The 22,110-nt window shown below is 57.2% G+C and carries 23 protein-coding genes; 13 read left to right on the forward strand and 10 right to left on the reverse strand.

All coding sequences use genetic code 11. The features are described from left to right. The first annotated feature begins 21 nt into the window (after positions 1–21). The 7 genes from AC2FD9_RS09540 (at position 22) to AC2FD9_RS09570 (ending at position 8,782) form a co-directional block, all read left to right on the forward strand. The gene (locus AC2FD9_RS09540) at positions 22–1,056 is read left to right on the forward strand and encodes a TRAP transporter substrate-binding protein (RefSeq protein WP_058274157.1); all 1,035 of its coding nucleotides are present in this window, start codon (positions 22–24) and stop codon (positions 1,054–1,056) included. Positions 1,057–1,204: 148 nt separating this feature from the next. Next, positions 1,205–2,890, forward strand: coding sequence for a Na/Pi cotransporter family protein (locus AC2FD9_RS09545; RefSeq protein WP_496836560.1), 1,686 nt, complete (start codon positions 1,205–1,207; stop codon positions 2,888–2,890). Between the two features lie 50 nt (positions 2,891–2,940). Further along, positions 2,941–4,302 (forward strand): glutamine synthetase family protein, encoded by a 1,362-nt coding sequence (locus tag AC2FD9_RS09550; RefSeq protein ID WP_496836562.1) that lies wholly within the window; start codon positions 2,941–2,943, stop codon positions 4,300–4,302. Positions 4,303–4,433: 131 nt separating this feature from the next. After that, positions 4,434–5,816: an aldehyde dehydrogenase family protein gene (locus AC2FD9_RS09555; protein ID WP_496836563.1), complete on the forward strand. Its 1,383-nt coding sequence runs from the start codon at positions 4,434–4,436 to the stop codon at positions 5,814–5,816. A 67-nt stretch (positions 5,817–5,883) separates the two neighbouring features. Beyond that, a complete protein-coding gene (locus AC2FD9_RS09560; RefSeq protein ID WP_058274153.1) occupies positions 5,884–7,029 on the forward strand; it encodes an iron-containing alcohol dehydrogenase in 1,146 nt (381 codons plus the stop codon). Between the two features lie 74 nt (positions 7,030–7,103). Then, entirely contained in the window at positions 7,104–7,943 is an 840-nt protein-coding gene (locus tag AC2FD9_RS09565; protein WP_496754620.1) for an EamA family transporter, read from the forward strand. 68 nt (positions 7,944–8,011) lie between these two features. Further along, complete coding sequence (locus tag AC2FD9_RS09570; RefSeq protein WP_496836566.1) at positions 8,012–8,782, forward strand: alpha/beta hydrolase; 771 nt, start codon at positions 8,012–8,014, stop codon at positions 8,780–8,782. A gap of 18 nt (positions 8,783–8,800) precedes the next feature. Here AC2FD9_RS09570 and AC2FD9_RS09575 read toward each other — a convergent pair whose 3' ends face one another. From AC2FD9_RS09575 to AC2FD9_RS09590, 4 genes are all read right to left on the reverse strand, one after another. Beyond that, the gene (locus tag AC2FD9_RS09575) at positions 8,801–9,082 is read right to left on the reverse strand and encodes a hypothetical protein (protein WP_496836567.1); all 282 of its coding nucleotides are present in this window, start codon (positions 9,080–9,082) and stop codon (positions 8,801–8,803) included. Between the two features lie 254 nt (positions 9,083–9,336). Continuing rightward, positions 9,337–10,299 (reverse strand): MrcB family domain-containing protein, encoded by a 963-nt coding sequence (locus AC2FD9_RS09580; protein WP_472724097.1) that lies wholly within the window; start codon positions 10,297–10,299, stop codon positions 9,337–9,339. Between the two features lie 8 nt (positions 10,300–10,307). Then, complete coding sequence (gene parE / locus AC2FD9_RS09585; protein ID WP_108860261.1) at positions 10,308–12,266, reverse strand: DNA topoisomerase IV subunit B; 1,959 nt, start codon at positions 12,264–12,266, stop codon at positions 10,308–10,310. A gap of 159 nt (positions 12,267–12,425) precedes the next feature. Beyond that, positions 12,426–12,980, reverse strand: a complete 555-nt coding sequence (locus tag AC2FD9_RS09590) for an NYN domain-containing protein (RefSeq protein WP_472724096.1) — start codon at positions 12,978–12,980, stop codon at positions 12,426–12,428. A gap of 190 nt (positions 12,981–13,170) precedes the next feature. Here AC2FD9_RS09590 and AC2FD9_RS09595 point away from each other — a divergent pair, with 190 nt between their 5' ends. Further along, positions 13,171–13,779: a carboxymuconolactone decarboxylase family protein gene (locus AC2FD9_RS09595; RefSeq protein ID WP_496836569.1), complete on the forward strand. Its 609-nt coding sequence runs from the start codon at positions 13,171–13,173 to the stop codon at positions 13,777–13,779. 6 nt (positions 13,780–13,785) lie between these two features. On the opposite strand, the gene AC2FD9_RS09600 is transcribed toward AC2FD9_RS09595, so the two are convergent. Beyond that, on the reverse strand, positions 13,786–14,661 hold the full coding sequence (locus AC2FD9_RS09600; protein WP_496836571.1) for an alpha/beta fold hydrolase: 876 nt from the start codon (positions 14,659–14,661) through the stop codon (positions 13,786–13,788). A 126-nt stretch (positions 14,662–14,787) separates the two neighbouring features. Between AC2FD9_RS09600 and ppk2 the strand changes: the two genes are divergently transcribed. Together ppk2 and AC2FD9_RS09610 are read left to right on the forward strand one after the other, a co-directional pair. After that, a complete protein-coding gene (ppk2, locus tag AC2FD9_RS09605; RefSeq protein ID WP_496836573.1) occupies positions 14,788–15,711 on the forward strand; it encodes a polyphosphate kinase 2 in 924 nt (307 codons plus the stop codon). Between the two features lie 117 nt (positions 15,712–15,828). Next, on the forward strand, positions 15,829–17,181 hold the full coding sequence (locus AC2FD9_RS09610) for an MATE family efflux transporter (protein WP_496836575.1): 1,353 nt from the start codon (positions 15,829–15,831) through the stop codon (positions 17,179–17,181). A gap of 11 nt (positions 17,182–17,192) precedes the next feature. On the opposite strand, the gene AC2FD9_RS09615 is transcribed toward AC2FD9_RS09610, so the two are convergent. Continuing rightward, positions 17,193–17,594, reverse strand: coding sequence for a hypothetical protein (locus tag AC2FD9_RS09615; protein WP_058275875.1), 402 nt, complete (start codon positions 17,592–17,594; stop codon positions 17,193–17,195). A gap of 10 nt (positions 17,595–17,604) precedes the next feature. Further along, a complete protein-coding gene (locus AC2FD9_RS09620) occupies positions 17,605–18,807 on the reverse strand; it encodes a pyridoxal phosphate-dependent aminotransferase (protein ID WP_496836577.1) in 1,203 nt (400 codons plus the stop codon). 91 nt (positions 18,808–18,898) lie between these two features. Between AC2FD9_RS09620 and AC2FD9_RS09625 the strand changes: the two genes are divergently transcribed. From AC2FD9_RS09625 to AC2FD9_RS09635, 3 genes are all read left to right on the forward strand, one after another. After that, positions 18,899–19,291, forward strand: a complete 393-nt coding sequence (locus AC2FD9_RS09625) for a helix-turn-helix domain-containing protein (RefSeq protein WP_496766884.1) — start codon at positions 18,899–18,901, stop codon at positions 19,289–19,291. Positions 19,292–19,326: 35 nt separating this feature from the next. Continuing rightward, a complete protein-coding gene (locus tag AC2FD9_RS09630; protein WP_108860430.1) occupies positions 19,327–19,545 on the forward strand; it encodes a succinate dehydrogenase assembly factor 2 in 219 nt (72 codons plus the stop codon). Positions 19,546–19,623: 78 nt separating this feature from the next. Beyond that, positions 19,624–20,121, forward strand: coding sequence for a MarR family winged helix-turn-helix transcriptional regulator (locus tag AC2FD9_RS09635; RefSeq protein ID WP_282169244.1), 498 nt, complete (start codon positions 19,624–19,626; stop codon positions 20,119–20,121). Here AC2FD9_RS09635 and AC2FD9_RS09640 read toward each other — a convergent pair whose 3' ends face one another. From AC2FD9_RS09640 to AC2FD9_RS09650, 3 genes are read right to left on the reverse strand one after another with little or no spacing between them, the layout of a single operon-like run. Next, positions 20,122–20,844 carry a DUF1194 domain-containing protein gene (locus tag AC2FD9_RS09640; protein ID WP_109313912.1) on the reverse strand — a complete coding sequence of 241 codons (723 nt, stop codon included), beginning with the start codon at positions 20,842–20,844 and terminating at the stop codon, positions 20,122–20,124. Next, a complete protein-coding gene (locus AC2FD9_RS09645; RefSeq protein ID WP_282153691.1) occupies positions 20,841–21,545 on the reverse strand; it encodes a DUF1194 domain-containing protein in 705 nt (234 codons plus the stop codon). The genes AC2FD9_RS09640 and AC2FD9_RS09645 overlap by 4 nt, the downstream gene beginning before the upstream one ends. Beyond that, positions 21,542–21,970: a VOC family protein gene (locus tag AC2FD9_RS09650; RefSeq protein WP_282153690.1), complete on the reverse strand. Its 429-nt coding sequence runs from the start codon at positions 21,968–21,970 to the stop codon at positions 21,542–21,544. Before AC2FD9_RS09650 ends, AC2FD9_RS09645 begins: the two co-directional genes overlap by 4 nt. Positions 21,971–22,110 lie beyond the last annotated feature (140 nt).

The raw sequence follows: 22,110 nt of genomic DNA on the forward strand, positions 1-22,110 counted from the left end.
CTTTAACGGAGAGGAATTGACATGACGACAAGACGTAAGTTTCTGAAAACTGCTGGGGTTGGCGTTGCTGCCGCACCACTGGCGACGCCTGCCTTGGCGCAGAACACGATCACATGGCGGATGCAAACATATGCTGGCCCAGCCTTGGCCGAGCACGTGATTGATCCTGCGATCAAGATGTTCAACCAAATCGCCGGTGACCGGATGCAGATCGAGCTGTTCTATGCTGATCAGCTGGTTCCCACGGGAGAGTTGTTCCGGGCGATGCAGAAAGGCACCATCGACGCGGTACAGTCGGACGACGACTCGATGGCATCGCCTACCGAAGTAACTGTGTTCGGTGGCTATTTCCCGTTCGCCTCACGCTATTCGCTGGACGTGCCTGTGCTGTTCAACCAGTGGGGCCTGAACGAGATCTGGGACGAGGAATATTCCAAGGTCGGCGTCAAGCACATCAGCGCCGGTGCATGGGATCCGTGCCACTTTGCGACCAAGGACCCGATCAACTCGCTGGCGGATATGAAGGGCAAACGCATCTTCACCTTCCCGACGGCGGGGCGCTTCCTGTCTCAGTTCGGCGTCGTGCCGGTAACCCTGCCGTGGGAAGACATCGAGGTTGCGGTTCAAACGGGCGAACTGGACGGTATCGCGTGGTCGGGCATCACCGAAGACTACACCGTCGGCTGGGCCGATGTGACCAACTATTTCCTGACCAACAACGTGTCGGGTGCCTGGGCGGGTCACTTCTTTGCCAATATGGACCGCTGGAACGAACTACCCGAAGATCTGCAGACCCTGTTCAAGGTTTGCTGTGATCAGTCACATTACTACCGTCAGTGGTGGTATTGGGGTGGTGAGGCCAACCTGCGCGTCAACGGCACCAAGATGCAATTGACCTCTATCCCGGACGAAGAATGGGTAACCGTTGAGGAAGCCGCCGTGAAGTTCTGGGACGAAGTCGCAGCCGAGTCCGAGACCAAAGCGAAAGTTGTCGACATCTTCAAGCGTTACAACGCCGAGATGCTAAAGGCTGGTCGGCCCTATCGTTACACCTAAGAAACCCTTCTTCCCGACGCGTGGGGCACCCCGTGCGTCGGGATTGGACATCAATAAGCGACATCATTTATGCTCTCGTCTGTTCCAAGAATAGAAAAACAAAACCGGAAGCACATTTGTGCGCACCGGTCAGACGAGGTGTGAACATATGGCTATCGCGAGCTTTTTGATTGAGATTTTTGCCGCAACCATGTTGCTGCTATTCGCCGTACGCTTGGTTCGTACCGGTATCGAACGGCGCTTTGGTGCGCTGTTCCAGTCGATCCTGACACGCCACTCCAACAGCTTTGTTGCAGGGGGGGCTGGCATGGTTCTGGCCACGATCCTGCAAAGCTCGGCCGCCGTTACGGTTTTGCTGACCGGTTTCGCTGCGGCGGGGATGGTGACGTTTGGGATGGCGCTGGCGGGTGTTCTGGGCGCGGATTTGGGCGCCGCTTTAGTCATTCAGGTTCTGTCCTATGATCTGGGCTGGCTTCAACCCGCATTGCTGGCGTTGGGCGGTTGGCTGTACCTGAAATCCGAACGGTCGAATGTACGGCTTATGGGCCGGATCGTTCTGGGCGTCGCCTTTATCCTGATCTCGCTTCAATTCCTGCGCGAAGCAGTTGAGCCGATCCGCGAAAGCGCGTTTTTGCCCGCAATCGCGGGGTATCTTGAGACCGATTATTTCAGCGCCTTCATTGTCGGCGCAGTGCTGGCCTTTGTTATGCACAGCTCGGTCGCGACGATCCTGATGTGCGTGGCCTTGGTTCAGATCGGTGCAATTCCCTTTGCCGCCGGGTTGTCGCTGGTGCTGGGAGCAAATCTGGGTTCGGCCTTTATTCCAATGTGGCTGACGCGCGATATGACCGTCTCAGCCCGGCGTATTCCTCTGGCCAACCTCTTATTGCGGGGAAGCGCGGCGCTGGTAATGCTGATCGTCGTGAATGTTGGCGGGTTGCAAGAGGCGCTATTGGTGACGAGCCCGGCGCAGTCTCTAATTTTTGCACATATCGGTTTCAATTTGGCAGTATTCCTGCTGGCCACAGGCTTCGTGAACCAGTTGGAACAGCCGATGGCCGTTCTGATGGCGGAGCCCAAAGCCGAGGCCAATGCGCTGGATCAGTTTTCGGATGCGCTGACACCGCTGGGGGACCCCAGCGGCGAAAGGGCCAGCGTTGCGATGTCCTCGGTGCGTCACGAGCTGTTGCAGATGATCACGCAAGTCGAGCGTATGTTCCGACCCGTTTTGGATATCTACGAACAGGATGACAGTGACGCGATTTCAGCGCTTTGGCAGCAGGACGAGCGGGTGAATACGCAACTGACCGAGATCCGCCGTTTCGTCGCGCGCATGCCGCGGCAGAATATGAGCAAAGGGCAGGTCAAAGCCGCACGAGGGTTGGTCGAATATGCCATCCGTCTTGAAGCTGCGGGCGATGTCGTCTCCAACCGGATGACCCGGACGGCGCAGATCAAACACACCGAACGTTCGGAGTTCTCAGCGCAGGGCTGGAAAGAGCTGAAAGATTTGCACGTGGCCATTCTGGAAAGCTTCTCGCTGGCGCGTCACGTGCTGTTGGTGGACGACATGGATTGTGCCCGACGGCTGGTGTTGGACAAGGCCGAGGTCAAGCGGATGTCCCGCAATAGCCGCAAGGCGCACCTCAAACGGTTGGAGCGCGGTCAGACTGAGAGTTTCCAGTCCTCCGATCTGCACCTGGAAACGCTGCGGTCCATGCGGGACCTGCACGGGCATATCGCGGCCATAGCCTATCCGATCCTCTACAAAAGCGGTCAGGTTCTGGAAACGCGCCTGGTGATGGAAATGGAAAAAGAAGCCAACGATGACTGACGGCAGGTAATCGAAACCGAGGTCTCTGCAAGTGACAAAGGATACCAATGATGGGCAATGATGCGATTTTGGCTGATCTGAAAGCCAAATTCGAGGCGGGCGAGGTCGACACGGTGCTGGTCTGCATGGTGGACATGCAGGGCCGCCTGATGGGTAAGCGGTTTCACGCAGGCCATTTCGTGGCGGGCGCATGGGAAGAGACACATTGCTGCAACTACCTGCTGGCCACAGATCTGGAGATGGCGACACCCGACGGCTATGCCTCGACCAGTTGGGAGCGGGGTTACGGCGATTATGTCATGAAGCCGGACCTGAGCACGCTGCGTCCGGTGCCGTGGCTGGAAGGCACGGCGATGGTGATGTGCGATATGCTGGATCACCACACCCATGATGAGGTTCCACACGCGCCTCGGTCTATTTTGAAGAAGCAGGTCAACCGGCTGAAGGCCATGGGCTATGACGCGATGTGCGCCACCGAGCTGGAGTTTTTCCTCTTTGAGAAGAGCTTTGACCAGATCCGCAAGGAAGGCTTCCGCGATCTGCAGCCGATCTCGGGCTATAACGAAGATTATCACATCCTTCAGACCACCAAGGAAGAGCATGTGATGCGCCCGATCCGCAACCATCTGTGGAATGCGGGGATTCCGGTTGAGAACTCGAAAGGCGAGGCCGAGACCGGGCAGGAAGAGCTGAACATCAAATATGCACCGGCGATGGACACGGCCGAATACCACTCGATCGCCAAGAACGCGGTGAAAGAGATCGCCTGGCAACACGGTCACGCGGCGACATTCCTGCCGAAGTGGCACCATGACAAGGTGGGCAGCTCGTCCCACGTGCATCAGTCGCTTTGGGCGGATGGCAAGCCAGCGTTTTATGATGCGGATGACGCGTTGGGTATGTCGGCGCTGATGAAAAGCTATATGGCGGGTCTGCTCAAATATGCCGCTGACTATACCTATTTCATGGCCCCCTACATCAACAGCTACAAGCGGTTCATGAAGGGTACCTTTGCGCCGACACGGATCATCTGGTCGGTAGACAACCGTACGGCTGGCTTCCGTCTGTGCGGCGATGGGACGAAAGCCGTGCGGGTTGAGTGTCGTATTCCGGGATCAGATATGAACCCGTATCTGGCGATGGCTGGCATGTTGGCCGCCGGGATCGCCGGTATTGAAGAAGGCCTGGAACTGCAATCGCCCACCACCGGTGATGTCTATCAGGGTGACACTGGCATGATCCCCGGCAATCTGCGCGCGGCGCGGGATGCGTTGCACGGGTCATCGATGCTGCGGGCTGCTATCGGCGATGAGGTGGTCGATCACTATACCCGCGCGGCGGAAGTCGAGATCGAGGAATTCGAGCGGGTTGTGACGGATTGGGAAATTGCCCGGGGGTTTGAGCGGGCTTGAGATTGGGTCCGGCTGGGGGCTTTGCCCGCCGCCATTGGCGCTCGAACCAATGGCGCACCAATGGCAGCACCCAAAGGATATTTGTGGCCAGATGAAGCAGGGATCCTGTTTCTTTCGGAATTGGAGTGGATATGGGGCAGATGTTGAAATGTGTCTCGCCGATTGATGGATCGGTTTTTGCTGAACGTGAAGTGCTATCACGGGATGCAGCGTTTGAAGCGGCAGCGCGATCGCGGGCGGCACAGGCAGAATGGGCGGCGCGGCCATTGCAGGAACGTATCGATCTTGTCATGGCAGGCGTGGCTGTGGTTGGGGCGATGAACGATGAGATTGTGCCCGAGTTGGCGCATATGATGGGTCGTCCGGTACGTTATGGCGGTGAGTTCGGCGGCTTTAACGAGCGTGCGAGCCATATGGCTCAGATTGCCGAGGCGTCTCTGGCTGATATCGCAGTGGGCGAGGATGAAACCTTCAAACGCTATATCAAGCGCATTCCGCACGGCGTGGTCTTTGTAGTGGCGCCCTGGAACTATCCCTACATGACCGCAATCAACACTGTGGCCCCGGCGCTGATTGCGGGGAACACTGTGATCCTGAAACATGCCACGCAGACGCTGCTGGTGGGCGAGCGCATGGCGCAAGCGTTTCATTCCGTGGGTATACCCGAAGATGTGTTTCAGAATGTCTTCCTGAACCATAACACGACCAATGACCTGATCGCAGGCAATGCGTTCGACTTTGTGAACTTCACCGGGTCAGTCGGTGGTGGCCAAGCGATGGAGCGCGCGGCTGCTGGGACATTCACCGGTGTTGGCACCGAGCTGGGTGGCAAGGATCCGGGCTATGTCATGGATGACGCTGATCTGGATGCAGCGGTGGAAACGCTGATCGACGGTGCCATGTTCAACTCGGGCCAGTGCTGTTGTGGGATTGAGCGGATTTATGTTCACGAAAGCCTTTATGACGACTTCGTCGCCAAGGCAGTCGATGTGGTGAAAGGCTATAAACTGGGCAATCCTCTGGACAGCGATACAACGATTGGTCCGATGGCCAATGTGCGCTTTGCCAAAGAGGTGCGCGCGCAGATCGCCGAGGCTGTTGCGGCCGGGGCCGTGGCTCATATCGACACGTTCCCCGAAGACGATGGCGGAGCCTATCTGACACCGCAGATCCTGACCAACGTCACCCATGACATGCGGGTGATGCAGGACGAGAGCTTCGGCCCCGTGGTCGGCATCATGAAAGTGTCCTCGGACGACGAAGCCATCGCCTTGATGAATGACAGTGAATTTGGTCTGACCGCCAGCCTGTGGACCCGCGATGTAGACCGGGCCGAACGCGTGGGCGATGCGATCGAAACCGGAACCGTGTTCATGAACCGCGCCGATTATCTGGATCCGGGTCTTTGTTGGACTGGCTGCAAGAATACTGGACGCGGCGGCGGTTTGTCCGTCATTGGCTATCACAACTTGACACGTCCTAAATCCTACCACCTTAAAAAGGTCACGGGCTAAGGGCACCGGCCTGCCCGGTTCAGACCCCCTCGGCCGGGCAGGTCTCAAATCACAAAGGAAACCTGACATGTCACTTGTTGGAAACTGGTCCTATCCGACCGCTATCAAATTCGGCGCAGGCCGCATCAAGGAACTGCCCGAGGCATGTGCTGCCGCTGGTATGAAAAGGCCGTTGTTGGTCACTGACAAAGGGCTGGCCGATCTGCCGATCACTGCGGCAACGTTGGATATCATGGAGGCCGCAGGGCTGGGGCGCGGGCTATTCAGCGATGTGGATCCGAACCCGAACGAAAAAAATCTTGAGGCAGGGGTCGCGGCCTACAATGCGGGCGGCCATGATGGCGTGATCGCTTTTGGCGGCGGTTCCGGGTTGGATTTGGGCAAGATGGTTGCCTTTATGGCAGGGCAGACGCGCCCGGTTTGGGATTTCGAGGATATCGGCGATTGGTGGACACGCGCGGATTCGGATGTCATTGCGCCGATTATCGCTGTGCCGACCACAGCCGGGACCGGGTCCGAGGTCGGGCGCGCCAGTGTCATTACGAATTCCGAAACCCACGCGAAAAAGATCATATTCCATCCCAAGGTTCTGCCGACAGTGGTGATCTGCGACCCCGAGCTGACAGTTGGCATGCCCAAGTTCATCACGGCGGGCACAGGTCTGGATGCATTTGCGCATTGCGTCGAGGCGTATTCCAGCCCGCATTATCATCCGATGAGCCACGGTATTGCGCTGGAAGGTATGCGGCTGGTCAAGGAGTACCTGCCACGCGCTTATGAAGATGGCACGGATATCGAGGCCCGCGCGCAGATGATGAGCGCGGCAGCCATGGGGGCGACCGCCTTTCAGAAAGGCCTAGGCGCGATCCACGCCATGAGCCATCCGATTGGCGCGGTTTTCAACACTCACCACGGCACAACTAATGCGGTTTGCATGCCTGCAGTGCTGGAGTTCAATGCGCCAGCTATCGCTGATCGGTTTCAGTCGGCGGCAGCCTATCTGGGAATTGATGGCGGCTTTGATGGCGTCCGCGGTTTTGTCCAGTCGTTCAACGACTCGCTGGGTATCCCAACTAGGCTGTCCGAACTGGGTGTGACCGAAGCAGCGATCCCGGAACTCGTGCGAGGCGCGATCATCGATCCGTCTTGTGGTGGTAACCCAATCGAATTGACAGAGGACAATCTGACCGCTCTGTTCAAGGCTGCATTGTGATCGGTCTTGCTCTGTGCAAGTAACGAAACCGGCCCGTATCTTGGGCCGGTTCCCTCTGCGCGAAAGGTTCGGACGTGACTCTGTTTGTCATTGCCATCATTTTGACGGCTGCGTTGCTGCATGCGGTGTGGAACGCCATCGTTAAAACAGCCGCCGACCGAACGACCACTTTGGGCCTTGTCGCATTTGGGCATGTAATCCCTGCAACGGCCATGGTCCTGCTGCTGCCGCTGCCCAGTGCTGAGAGCTTTCCCTATATCCTGATCTCGACCGTCGTGCATTTTGGGTACTACTACATGCTGGGCAAAGCCTATGAGCATGGGGATCTGAGCGTCGTCTATCCGATCGCCCGTGGTATCGTGCCTGCGTTGGTCTCACTCTGGGCGATGATACTGGTGGGCGAGGTTCTGCCGCTGCAGGCATGGGGCGGGATTGCGCTGATCGCGCTTGGTATTCAGCTCAGCAGTTGGAGTGCCTTGCGGTCCGGCGTCGGGCGCTGGGCGCTGTGGTTTGCGCTCGGTACAGGGTTTTGCATCTCGATTTATTCGGTCGTGGATGGCATCGGGGTGCGATTGTCGGGCAATACGCTCAGCTATTGGGCATGGGGTGCGTTCCTGCATCTGTTCATTGCGGGCTTTGTCGGCATCAAAAAACGGGACACGTTAGCACAGCTTCCTGCAAAGGTCTGGATGATCGGCATCCTGGGCGGGCTGGTGTCGATGACGGCCTATGGTCTGGTGCTTTACGCCAAGAATTTCGCACCACTGGGTGCGGTTTCAGCACTGCGTGAGACTTCAGTGATCTTCGCTGCGCTGATCGGGTTCATCTTCCTGCATGAAGGCAACTGGATGCGTCGCCTTGGTGCGGCCCTACTGATGGCCGTTGGCGTAGCCCTGATTGGTATGTCTGTCTGACGCCGGCGGTCTTGCCGCGCGCGCCTGTCGTCTCGCATAGTGGGGGCAAGTGACGAGAGGGCGTTTTGATGACCAAAGAGATTGTTCTGATCCACGGGGCCTTTGCCGGACCTTGGTGTATGGCGGACTACGCGGGTTTCTTCCGCGCGCGCGGTTGGACGGTGCACACCCCTGCGCTGCGCTTTCATGATGGGGACCCCAAGGCCGAGCCTGACCCCGGCCTTACGGATACCAGTGTCGCGGATTATGCCAATGATATTGCCGAGTTCGTGCAGGGCTTGGACAGCAAGCCGGTCATCCTCGGCCATGCCATCGCGGGCGTTGTGGCGCAGCAAGTGGCCGCGCGCGGGTTGGCCAGCGCCATTGTCCTGATCAATCCGAACGCGCCGTGGGGGACCTTGCCCGAAACCGACGATGAGCGCGCCATCCCGCGCGCGCTGATGGAGGGTGGGGCGTTCTGGAAACAGCCCATGCATGTCGAGTTCGACCTGATGGCCCCTTTTGCGTTGAACAAGATGCCCGAGGCGCAGCAGCATGAGGTGTTCGACCAGCTGGGGGCCGAAAGCGGGCGGGTGATGTTCGAGATGTTCTTTTGGATGTTCGACGACCACCACGCGATGAAGGTCGACATCGACAAGGTCGATTGCCCGGTGCTGATCGTCTCGGGCACCGAGGATCGCGCCGTCAACCCGGACACCTGCCGTGCGCTGGCCAATCTGTACGGGGATCGCGCGACATTTATGCCCGTGAAAAACCACGCGCATTTCCTGTTCATGGAGCCAAGTTGGGAACAACCCGCCGGCCAGATTGCAGACTGGCTGGAGGGTAAGGTGGGCTAGGCGGCCCGACCTTTCAATTCAGCGATTGACCTGAATACCGCTCTCCGGTTTCCACTTCATGACACCGTCGCCGCTTTTGATACAACGCAGAAGGTGTTCTTCGCGCGTACTGGACGTTTCGGTCACGGTGTTGTTGCCAGAGATCACAACAAAGGCGTCCACCGAATAAGCGAGGCCGTTGTAATAGCAGAACCGTAACTCTGCCCCGACCGGAATAGGCGATGCGCCGATCAGCGACTGCTGCGCGCTTGCCTGACTGGCCAGCAAGGCAAAGGCCAGCCCGAGGGTTAGTGTCTTCATATTGTCCTCCCGTTCGAAATTTATGTTCGTTCAAATTGGGTCTTGGACGCTCGGATCCTCAGAATTTGTTCTTGGATGACAATTGCGCGCAAGTGTGAACGGGATCAACGGGTTAGGCAAGAGGGGAGTTTGAGGGGGCGACATTGGGGATGCTCAAGACTTAATCTGTGTTCAGCAAAAAACGCCCCATGTAAGCGGGGCAAATCCAGCGCAAGAAACCTAAAGCTGTTAGTCAGTGATAAGACCAAATGTACTTACTTCTTTATCGTGTACTCAAATCGAATTGAGTTTCTGAGCCTATCAATGTCGGAAGCATTCGATTGCTTGTGGATCATTCGATGACACGTCGGGCAAAGAACCAAGAAATCATCTGGTATTCTATATCTACGGCTTTCACCTTCAGCCAAGCCGCTAATCGGTTTCGTGTGATGAACGTCTATCGGGGTGTTCTTTAACGGACCATCGAATCCAAAGTGCAATCTAGGGTCCATACCGCACGCTTCGCAAACCACACCCCTCGCTTGAAGGACCGTCTTTCTGATATTCGGCGTTCGTTCTATGCGACGCGAAAGAAAGTACTTGCGGGTCTCTGTTATATCGGATGTTCCAGCTTCTTCCATCATAGTGTCTGTGGGAGTGATACCACCGCGATCTACAAGTGCATTGTAGGCCGAGAGCATTCTTTCTAGATCATGATAGAACTGATCGGAGTCAATCTGAGCCGCTGGATATGTGCGGCCAAACGAGTGGCCGGATTCGTAACCAAGTGGTAGGGACTCTGAAGAACCCAAAACGATTGGTTCTACAGCGAACAGCTTGGTAAACTCTGGCACCCTTTCCGCCAAGTCATTTGCTCTTCGGCGAAGTACTTGACGACCTTTGCGCTCGCCAAACTCTTTGTATACTTCCGTTGTACCTTGATTCATCGACAGCACAATTTCTTCTGTTTGTGCATTGATCAGGAAAACTACGTAGAAACCTTTCGTGGCGCTTTCAGTTACTAGTGGGTCAAAAAATGCCAACCAAGGTACAGCCGCCCAGTTGCCTGCGCCAACGCTAGATTTCACCTTTAACTCGTAAGGTAGAAAAATTAAGTGTTTCTTAGCTTCTAGTGATACGTCGTGTCGAACAAATTTCCCAAAATCGCTACCGGCAAATGGTTTAGCTCGTTCAAAAACGAACTCTCTCGCCATTCTGGCGAGCATTTGGTGAAGCATTTCTTCTCCTAAACATCCAACTCTTCCACAAACCGCGCGTTCTCCTGAATGTATTGGAACCGCAGTTCGGGTTTTTTGCCCATCAGGCGCTCGACCAGATCGCCGGTCTCGCCGGGTTCATCCTCGTCGATGGTGACCCGGATCAATTTCCGGGACGCGGGGTCCATCGTGGTCTCTTTCAAGTCCTTGGCGTCCATCTCGCCCAGACCCTTGAAGCGGGAAACGTCGATCTTGCCTTTGCCGCCCAGACCTTTCTCAAGCCATTCGTCGCGCTCGGCCTCGTCCAGGCAATAAACCCGCTTGGCGCCTTGGGTCAGGCGATACAGCGGCGGGCAGGCCAGATACAGGTGGCCCGTGTCGATCATCGGGCGCATCTGGGTGAAGAAGAACGTCATCAACAGCGCCGCGATATGCGCCCCGTCCACGTCCGCGTCGGTCATGATGATGATCTTGTCATAGCGCAGATCGTCGACATTAAACTTGGTGCCAAGACCGACACCCAGTGCCTGCGTCAGATCGTTGATCTCGGCATTGGTGCCCAGCTTGGAGCTGGCCGCGCCCAGCACGTTCAGGATCTTGCCGCGCAGGGGCAAAAGGGCTTGCGTTTTGCGGTTGCGACCCATCTTGGCCGAGCCGCCCGCAGAATCCCCTTCGACGATGAATAATTCTGTGCCATCGCGTGTTGAACTAGAACAGTCCACCAACTTGCCGGGAAGACGAAGTTTTTTAGTGGCGGACTTACGTTGTGTTTCTTTCTCGGCGCGTCGGCGCAGACGTTCTTCGGACCTCAGAATGAGGAAATCGAGAATAGCACCGGCGGATTTCGTGTCCGCGGCCAGCCAGTTATCGAAATGGTCGCGGACCGAATTCTCTACCAACCGTTGCGCCTCGACCGTCGCAAGGCGGTCTTTGGTCTGGCCCACGAATTCCGGCTCGCTGATAAAGCAGGACACCAGCGCGCAGCCACCAGTGATCAGGTCGTCGCGGGTGATCTGAGCGGCCTTCTTGTTATTGATCAGTTCGCCGTACGCCTTGATGCCCTTGAGGACCGCAGCCCAGAAACCTGCCACATGAGTGCCGCCTTCGGGGGTGGGGACGGTGTTACAGTAGGACTGGATGAACCCGTCACGCGAGGGCGTCCAATTGATCGCCCATTCGACCTTGCCTGCTGCCCCGAATTTTTCCCGAAAATCCACAGTGCCGGCAAAAGGCTGCTCGGCATAGGTGGACGAGCCGTTCATCGTTTCCTTCAGGTAGTCAGACAGACCGCCGGGGAAGTGGAAGCTGGCCTCGGTTGGCGTTTCGCCGTCGTCGATATGGGATTTCCAGCGAATTTCGACGCCCGAGAACAGGTAAGCCTTGGAGCGGATGGATTTGAACAACCGCGCCGGTTTGAACTTGTGATGGCCAAAGATTTCTTCGTCCGCGTGGAAGGTCACGGTGGTGCCGCGCCGGTTTGGGGCTGCGCCAACCTTTTCGACCGGTCCCAGAGGAACACCACGCGAAAAGCGTTGTTCATAAAGTTGCTTATCCCGCGCCACCTGTACAACCATGGAATCTGACAACGCATTAACAACCGATGCACCCACACCGTGCAGACCGCCCGAGGTCTGATAGGCCTTGCCCGAGAACTTACCGCCTGCGTGCAGGGTGCAGAGGATCACCTCAAGCGCGGATTTGTCCGGAAACTTGGGGTGGGGGTCGATCGGAATACCGCGCCCGTTGTCTCGCACCGTCAGGGCGTAATCTGCGTGCAGCTCGACCTCAATCCGGTTGGCGTGACCTGCGACCGCTTCGTCCATCGAGTTGTCGAGGATTTCGGCCACCATATGGTGCAGCGCACGCTCATCCGTGCCGCCGATATACATACCGGGGCGTTTGCGGACCGGTTCCAGACCTTCAAGCACCTCGATCGAGGAGGCGTCATAAGTATTGGTCGCTTCTGGCGTCAACAGATCGTCGGGCATGGGTGCTGCTCTTGTTTTTGGGTTTGGTCCCATTATGGCAGGGGATGTGGTCCGGGGGAAGGGGCGCGCGAAGTGTTGTGTGCGGTTTGTCGGCTGTGGTGCGCCGTGATTGGGAGCTGAGGTTGAAACGCTACATGTTTGACAAGGCTGGAACCACGGTCACAACGCCAGCCAGAGAGCCCCATTCCGATAGCCACCCTGCACAAGCTCTTTGGCCTGCAGCACATCCGGATAATCGTCAACCCAGTCGCGAAAACGGTCGTTTGTGACAATGGTAGCACTTAGGTCGCGAGCGACCTGTAGAACAAGTGGGTCGGCTGGCGTTCCCTTGGGGGCGACCATAACGCGGTCAACGGGCAACCCAAGCAGTGAGGCAAGGGCTTTGTCATTCATGTAGCGATCCGAGATTTTGTAGCCGACATTTGCATCGAACACGACGCCGGGCGTCAGGCCGGAGGCGGTCAAAGCATCGACAACTTCTCGCACGGTGGCAATGTCCGGAATGCCCTCTCGCCAGTGCAAAATATTTGATCCATCAACCACGGCCCAGTTCTCCGGCGCTTTCGATCTGCGCAACCATTTTCCAAGCAGCAATATCGCGCTTGCAACGGTGCAAAGCCCTGCGACCATTGCCCAATCAGAAAAAGCAGGGCGGGACAGTGCCGCGAACAGGCCGCAGATTGACAGGACAAACAAGAACAGAGGAAGGCGCATCGCTGGAAAATCAATATAGTGAAACGGGGTGTCGGCAGTTCTTTATCAGGTGGCGGTGGAGAATGCCCAGAACGTTCTCATTGCGGTCACGTGAAATGTTCCAAGAAAACGTGGCCTCCAAGGCCTCGCATTGTTTCTGCATTCTGTTTAGGTTTGGCTGCAAAAGCAAATGGATACGGGAGGCAAAGAGATGAGCTGGATCAGAACCATCCCTTTTGATGAGGCAACAGGAAAACTCAGGAAACTTTACGACCGTGTTACTGGCCCGGACAACAACGTCGACAACATCATGATGGTGCATTCCTTGCGGCCACATTCGATGGAAGGCCACATGGCCATGTACAAGAACGTGCTGCACCATTCGGCGAACACGATCCCGAAGTGGTTTCTTGAGGTGCTGGGCGTATGGGTCAGCGCTCTGAACAAATGCGGTTATTGTGTCGAGCACCACTACAGCGGTCTGCAGCGTTTGTTGGGCGATCCGGAGCGTAGCCAGGCAATTCGCGCGGCGATTGAGGCTGGCACGCCAGAGGAGGCCCCGTTGGATGCGGCTCAGATTGAGGCCATGCGTTACGCGCGCAAATTGACCGAGGCCCCGGCGGAGTTGAAACTGCAAGACGTGGAAGCACTGCGCACGGCCGGATGGGACGACGGTGAGATCCTCGAAATCAATCAGGTCTGCGCGTATTTCTCTTATGCGAACCGGACAGTTTTGGGGCTGGGGTGTTCCACAGATGGTGACATATTGGGCCTGTCGCCCAACAACTCGGATGACCCGGCGGATTGGGGGCATCGGTGACCGGATTTAGCGCGCGATCCAGCCCATGATTGCGTGCGCTACCGCTTCGGGCTGTTGATGGTGCAGCCAGTGATCAGCGTTCGGAATGTCGATGCGCGTCAGGTCCGGCGCGTAGTCTTCCAGCCCCTCAGTCGACTCTGGTAGCAACGCCTTGTCTTCACGCCCCCACAGCAACAGGTGGGGGCAGCGAACCATCAACCGGTCCTTCGGCAGCTCTGGCAGATCCGTGCGCGGTGCGCCGGGTTTCGTAACCACCAGCGGTGACGCGCGGTACCAGTTCAACATGGCCTCCAGCCGCCCGGGCCGCGCCCATTCTGTACGATAGGCCTGCATTTGCTGGTCCGTCAGCCAGTCTGTTCCCATCCCGAAACGAAAAAACTGTTCAAGCTTGGCAAAATTGTCCGCCGACAAACGCTCCTCTGCGTCTGGTGCGCGCAAGGCATTGATGTATTGCGAAGCCTCGGATTGCGCGCCCCCTGCGGCCATGGCCCGTTGGAAGGGCACTGGGTGCACGCCGTTGGCGATGATCAACCGGTCCACCAGATCCGGGCGGAACATAGCCAAACCATAGGCCACAGACGCTCCCCAATCGTGGCCAAGAACACAAACCGGACGGGCGAGCCCCTCGATCAGCGTCACCATGTCCGAGACCAGTCGCGACAGGGCATAATGGCCGACGTCCTCTGGCGCCCAGCTTTGCCCGTAACCGCGTTGATCGGGGGCGATGCAATAGAAGTGGGAAGACAGATGCGGGGCCAGGTCCTGCCACGCGCCGCTATATTCGGGAAACCCGTGAAGCATCAACAAGGGCGGAAGGTCGGGGTCCCCCCAGCTGCGCAGACGGAACCTCTGGCCGTTAAGATCAATGAACTTGTTTTTCATAGCCGAAGCCCTGTGTTGTACCTGAAGCACACGCCCAGAAAGATGTAAAAGTTTGACACCAATCAAAGCGTGTTTTTCACCCGACTGCTAGGCGTTTTCCCGGACAGTGAGACAAGGAGAACCTGAATGGAAGTAGTGACGCAGATCGAGAATGTGCAAGACCCTGCTAACCTGTCGGCGATAGCCAAAACCTCACCGGCTGAGCCTAGCCCCGAGAGAATTCGTCAGGCCTTTGAAAGCGGCAAATATCCTTATGATCGCAAGATGGCGCGCAAAGCTTATGAGGCGGAGAAGGCGCAACTGCAGGCAGAATTGCTAAAAGTACAACATTGGGCACAGGAAACCGGCCAGCGGTTTGTCTTGCTGTTCGAGGGCAGGGATGCCGCAGGCAAAGGTGGAACGATCAAACGATTCATGGAGCACCTGAACCCACGCCAAGCGCGTGTAGTTGCGCTGAATAAACCCACCTGGGAAGAGAAGGGACAGTGGTACTATCAGCGCTATGTTCAGGAATTGCCTACGGTCGGCGAAATGGTTTTCTACGACCGGTCCTGGTACAACCGCGCCGGGGTTGAACGGGTCATGGGTTTTTGTTCGCCCAACGAGTATCTTGAGTTCATGCGTCAAACACCCGAGCTGGAGCGGATGCTGGTGCGCTCGGGTATCCAGCTCTACAAATACTGGTTCTCGGTTACGCAGCCTGAACAGCAACGCCGGTTTAAAAGCCGCGAAACCGATCCTCTGAAACAGTGGAAACTGTCACCGATCGACAAGGCCAGCCTTGATAAATGGGACGATTATACCGAGGCCAAGGAGGCGATGTTCTTCTATACCGATACCGCCGACGCCCCGTGGACCATCGTGAAATCGAACGACAAAAAGCGCGCGCGCCTGCATTGCATGCGCCACTTCCTGTCTACGCTGGACTATCCGGACAAGAACAATGAAATCGTCGACAGCCCCGATCCTTTGATCGTCGGCCAGGCGCATCACGTGATTCAGCACTCGGAACATATTCTGGGCAATTCACTGCATCCTGAAACCGTGTGACAGGAGTCCTCTCAGGTAACATTTGAACCTGCGGGTTTAGTCTCAAGGTGAAATTTCGTCGTTCGCCTCTTGTCCCGGCCTCGGGCCGGGCATAAGGCTGTTCGGATGAGTAAGGTGATGACATATCGTGGCCACTTCCGGGCCATTTCTGTGCTGGGCCTGCCGCTGATCGGCGGGCACCTGGCCCAATTTGCTATTGGGCTGACGGATACGGTCATGCTGGGTTGGTACGGTGTCGAGGCGCTGGCCGCCGTGACCTTGGCCAGCAGCTATTTCTTTGTGCTGTTCCTGTTTGGGGCCGGATTCGGTTTGGCCGTCATGCCGATGGTGGCGACAGCTGCGGCTGAAGAAGACGAAACAAGTATTCGCCGTACAACGCGTATGGGGTTGTGGTTGTCGCTTATCTACGCGGCCGTCATGATGCCAATGCTCTGGTGGTCGTACCCTATTTTCCTTGCGTTGAAGCAGGACCCGCAAGTCGCTGAAACTGCGTCCCAGTACCTCAGGGTTGCTGGGTGGGGCCTAATTCCGGCGCTTTTGGTGATGGTGCTGAAATCCTATCTGGCCGCGTTAGAGCGGACCCAGATCGTGCTCTGGATCACCGTGGCCGCTGCAGTGGTCAACGCGATCACCAACTATGCCCTGATCTTCGGCAATTGGGGAGCCCCTGAGCTGGGTGTGATGGGCGCCGCCATCGCGTCGGTTGTCACTCAGGTCGTATCGTTGGTTTGCGTGGTGATCTACGCCATGCGCGTTTTGCCCGAACATAGCCTGTTCCAAAGGTTCTGGCGTCCGGACTGGGAGATGTTTCTGAGCGTTCTCCGCCTAGGCGTCCCGATTGGCCTGACGACCCTGTCCGAAGTCAGCCTGTTCGCAATGTCGGCGATCATGATGGGCTGGCTGGGTCAGGTTCCGCTGGCGGCACATGGCATTGCACTGAATTTGGCATCCGCGACGTTCATGGTGCATCTGGGGCTGTCAAACGCTGCGACGATCCGGGCCGGGAATGCGTTGGGCCGGAAAGATAGGCCACATCTGGAACGCGGCGCGATTGCGGTGACGGGGATGTCTTTGGTGATCTCGATCCTGACTGTCATCCTGTTCCTAGCCTATGCCGAGCCTTTGATTTCCCTGTTCATGGAACCGGATGACCCGCAGCGTCCGGAAATCCTGATGATCGGTACAGGCCTGCTGGCCATGGCGGCTTTGTTCCAATTGGTGGACGGGGCACAGGTCATTGCGCTTGGCCTCCTGCGTGGGTTGCAGGATGCAAAGGTCCCGATGGTCATGGCCGCGCTCAGCTATTGGGGCGTGGGGATTACGTCCTCGTACTACTTTGGCTTCGTGTTGGGCATGGACGGAATCGGAGTCTGGCTGGGCCTTGTTCTGGGTCTGGCCTGCGCAGCGGTTATGCTGATGGCGCGGTTCTGGATGCGCTCGGTCCGCGAGGTCGGTGTGCCCGCCGAGTAAGATTCGGCGGGTCAGTCTTTGCCGAAGCGGTCTGCCTTTTTTCGCACCAGGACAGAACGTAGGTCATGCATGGCCAGCAGCAACCGGTCGGTTACATCCTCAAGCTGCTCTGGTGTCGCCTTGGATTGCGCCCATTGCGTGGTGAGGTTCAGGTAGTCAACCGCGCGGTGAATGTCGTCGATGTCGCGCTGGGCCAGCAACGCTTTTCGTGCATCCATCCAACGGGCAATCTCGGCCTTGTCGGCGTCGGACAACGTGCGTTGGCCTTGCGGTTTCACCTCGCCATTGCGGATGTTGATGACCGCGATCTGATCCATCTCGATCCTGCGCTGGCGGTTTTCAGTGTCGATCCTGAAAACCGCCGCACCATTTTCGCGAACGCGGAAATAATATTCGGGCAGTTCCGACGTCATTTGCGCTTACTCAAGTCAATGATGCGCAAAAGCGCTGGATGCGGGTGCAGGCTTCGGTCAGCGCCTCGTCCGAGGTCGCATAGCTGACGCGAAAGTTTGGCGACAGGCCAAAGGCTGCACCGAACACGACGGCCACGTCCACCTCTTCCAGCAAGGCGGTTGCAAATGCCTCATCCGAGTCGATCACAGTGCCTGCTGGGGTGGTTTTGCCAATCAACCCGGCAATGGACGGATAGACATAGAACGCGCCTTCGGGTGTCGGGCAGCTGATGCCGTCGATATGGTTCAACATGCGCACAACAAGATCACGGCGGCGTTTGAACGTTTCGTTGTTGGGGGCCAGGAAGGACTGAGTGCCGTTCAGTGCTTCAACCGCCGCCCATTGGCTGACCGAGCAGGGGTTCGAGGTCGATTGCGATTGAATCTTGCGCATTGCGGCGATGATTTCGACCGGTCCTGCTGCGTAGCCAATGCGCCAACCGGTCATGGCATAAGCTTTGGAGACGCCATTGCAGGTCAGCGTCCGGTCATACAGGCGGGGCTCGACTTCGGCCGGGGTGCAGAATTCGAACCCGTCATAGGCCAGATGTTCATACATGTCGTCGGACATGACCCAGACATGCGGATGACGCATCAGAACATCGGTCAGTTCTTTCAGCTCTTCACGGCTATAGCCTGCACCAGTGGGGTTCGACGGTGAGTTGAAGATAAGCCATTTGGTCTTTGGCGTGATCGCAGCCTCAAGCTGATCTGCAGTGAGTTTGAAGTTGGTCTGGATCGAAGTTTCCGCGATTACCGGAGTGCCCCCCGCCAACAGCACCATGTCGGGATAGGAAACCCAATACGGTGCAGGGATCACAACTTCATCGCCCTCATTCATCGTAGCCATCAGGGCATTGTACAAAGTTTGCTTGCCGCCGGTGCCGACCGAAATCTGCGCGGGCGTGTAATCCAACCCGTGGTCACGCTTCATCTTGGCGCAGGCGGCTTGCTTCAACTCTGGGATGCCGTCAGGCGCAGTATATTTGGTTTTACCGGCCGCGATGGCCGCAACTGCTGCGTCCTTGATGTTCTGCGGAGTGTCGAAATCGGGCTCGCCCGCGCTTAGGCCGATGACATCGCGCCCGGCAGCTTTCAACTCGGCCGCTTTAGCGGTTATCGCAATGGTGGGCGATGGCTTCACGCGTGACAGTGTCGCAGAAAGGAAACTCATGGTCGGCCTCGATTTGTATGTTCAGCTTGACTGTCATAGGGTGCGCCGGAATGACGATCAAGCGATATGAATTATGGAATTGGAGAGCCCGATGAACGACGAGAATGACTGGTACGGACCGGACTCTGCGACATTCGGGGACAGGCTGGCAGGGGCACGCGAAGCGGCTGGTATGACCCAGGCCCAGATGGCCCGCAGGCTTGGCGTGAAAAAGACAACAATTGCAGCTTGGGAAAACGATCTGTCCGAACCGCGGGCGAACCGTCTTTCCATGATGGCAGGCATGGTCAACGTGTCGATCATGTGGTTGCTGACCGGTGAAGGCGAAGGCATGGATGCCCCCGTCGAAGCGGAAGAGGGCGCACCCGAGCTTGCGGATGTCGTGGCTGAGCTGCGTTCCATTCGCGGCGAGATGCGCGCCAGTGCCGAGCGGGCAGCGAAACTGGAAAAACGGCTGCGTCTGATGCTGGAGCAAGGTCGGTGAACGAACCTCGGGACGTTAGAATTAAGCGGCTGAAGATGCGATCCATGCGACGTGGGATCAAGGAAATGGATCTGATCCTGTCGGCCTATGCTGACCGAAACCTGACGGCCATGGAGCCGTCGGATCTGGATAACTATGATGCGTTGCTGCACGAAAACGACCAGGATCTTTATCAGTGGGTCACAGGGCAGGTGCAGCCGCCCGAAACCTATTCCGAATTGATCTCGGACATCGCGCAGACCTTTCAAAAATAAAAGAAAACCCGGCTTAACCGATTTTTCGGGATTTCCATTCATCCTGCCTGAAACAGCGCGACTGAATCGGAGGATCGGATGAGTATGGAAATGCAGGTCTCCGCGCCGGGAACCAAAGGGTTCATGACCAGCTATCTTGAGGCACTTGCCTTGGTGGAACGGCTGCACCGGTTGCTATTGGACGTCATCAAGGATGAGTTTGAGCGTGTTGGCGTATTGGAGATCAACGCCGTGCAGGCTTTGCTTTTGTTCAATATCGGCGACCATGAAGTCACCGCGGGTGAACTGAAAAGTCGCGGGTATTATCAGGGCAGCAACGTCAGCTACAACCTGAAGAAACTGGTCGAAATGGGGTACATGCACCATCAAAGATGCGAGATCGACCGCCGATCCGTAAGGGTTCGATTGACCCCACGCGGTCGTGAGATACGCGATGTCGTATCTGAGCTGTTTTCGCGCCACGCCGAGGGGCTGCAAAATCGCGGCGTGTTGGGGCTGGAAGGCATCGACGACATCACCACATCCCTGCGTCGGGTCGAGCGGTATTGGACGGACCAAATCCGGTACATCTATTGATCAGGGGCGCAGGGAATCTGTGGCGTCGGACAGGGTTAGCCCCTCCAGCTCGCGTATCAGTTTTCGGGTCATCGCGTCCTCATAGGCCTCAAAGCCCAAAGCGACTTCGACGAAGGCTCCGGGCCCCAGAATAACCCATGTGTTGTAATAGGCGGAAAGCTCACCGACTTGGACATAGCGTTTGTCGCCATGACTGGGATCGTCTGCTCCGATCACGAGCCCGTTGATCGTGATGCCGGTGTTTTCCAGTTCGGCTTTCACGCTGCGTGGATGAGGGCCCAGATTGTGCTTGCCGTCCCCTGACAGATCCAATGTGCGTTTCCAGCAATTCGGTTGCTGCGACAGTAGATTGGCTCCGAACCGCATTGCCGACCCAACAGCCGTGCCCTGTGGTGCGTTACCCCGCGCGACGGTCTTCAATTGGTCGCTGATCCGTGCAAGATCTTGTGCCGTGCGGATCTTAGTCCAGTTTACCAACATGCGTTGATGGCGGGGCTCGCTCCATTCGTAGATCGCCAATCGCACAGGCGCGCCGATGTCGGACAGGATCAGTTGAACAACTTCAGGGCGTTGCAAGGCCGCAGCCAGACCGCCGGTTTGCATCCTATACTCGGCGCTGTCGACCGAACCGGACACGTCCAGCCCCAACGCCAGTGCTTGCCTGCATTCCGACGCAGCGGCGCTGGCGAACATGGAAATTATCGCGGCCAGGAGGCGGATCATTGATGTGCACCCTCCTTCAACGCACCGATCTGCAACCCTTTCAGCTCACGCTCAAGTTTGCGACGCATCGCGCGCTCAAAATCTTCGAACCCTTGCGCGATTTCCAGAAACGCACCGGGGCCGTGCAGAACGTTGTTCTCGAAGAACGGGATGAGAAACAGCTCTCCTTCAAAGTCCGCAGCGTTGATCACCAACCCGTTGACCACGACGTTTTGAAAGGGAAAGTGCCGGTATGCAGAGTCCGGTCCATAGCCGTCATTGTTTGAGCCATCCCCGGACAGATCGATAGTTTGGAACAGGCAGGGCGGTGCTTGCTGCATCAAAGTCGCGCCAAATGCCAAGGCATAGCCCATTGCTGTGGCTGAGCCGCTGTCCGAGCGAACCGATTGCTGCACTGTTGAGGCTGCGACCAGCAGATCGGCTTCGGTGTTTATCATGGTCCAGTTCAGAACAACGCGTTGTGTGGTGCGACCACTCCACTCATACACGGCCAGCGCCACGGGTGCGGGCGAGGAAAAAAACGCCTCGACCACTTCTGGTGCGATCAATGCAGCCGCAAGACCCTGCCGTTGCAAAACGTCTTCGTTCTCGTCCACGGAAGTCGAGATATCCATGGCGAGCGCCAGCGCAAGGCGACAGGTCTCGGCCCGAACGGGGCTGGCCAGAACGGCCAGACCCAATGCTATCAGCCAGCGGATCACCAGTGACCGGCACTTTCCATGCTGGCCCAGGGCTCGGCCGGTTCCAGCGCGTCACCATTTTGCAGCAGCTCGACCGAGATATTGTCGGGTGAGCGCACAAACGCCATACGCCCGTCACGCGGTGGGCGATTGATCACGACGCCGTTGTCCTTCAGGTGCTGGCAAACCTCATAGATGTTGTCGACCCCATAAGCGAGATGCCCGAAATGACGGCTGTCGCTGGGCAGGGTGTCATCCCCATCCCAGTTATGCGTCAGCTCGATCGGCCGATCCTCTTGTCCCGGGGGGGCCATGAAGATCAGTGAAAATCGGCCCGCTTCGCTGTCATAACGGCGGGTTTCCTTCAGGCCCAGCAGTTCATAGAACGCCATCGACTTCTCCAGATCCTTCACGCGGACCATGGTGTGAAGATATGTCAGCCCCATTGTGGCTTCCTTTCTATTCAGGTGATGGGCTGCAGCTTAGCGCGCGGGCCAAGCGTGTCGAGGGGCAGGGTGGACACAATTTGGAAATTGCGACGCTTGGTGCACATGTCGCGGTTCCTGTCTGTGAATTGCCGATATAT

This window comes from Ruegeria sp. YTSC230 (assembly GCF_059609665.1).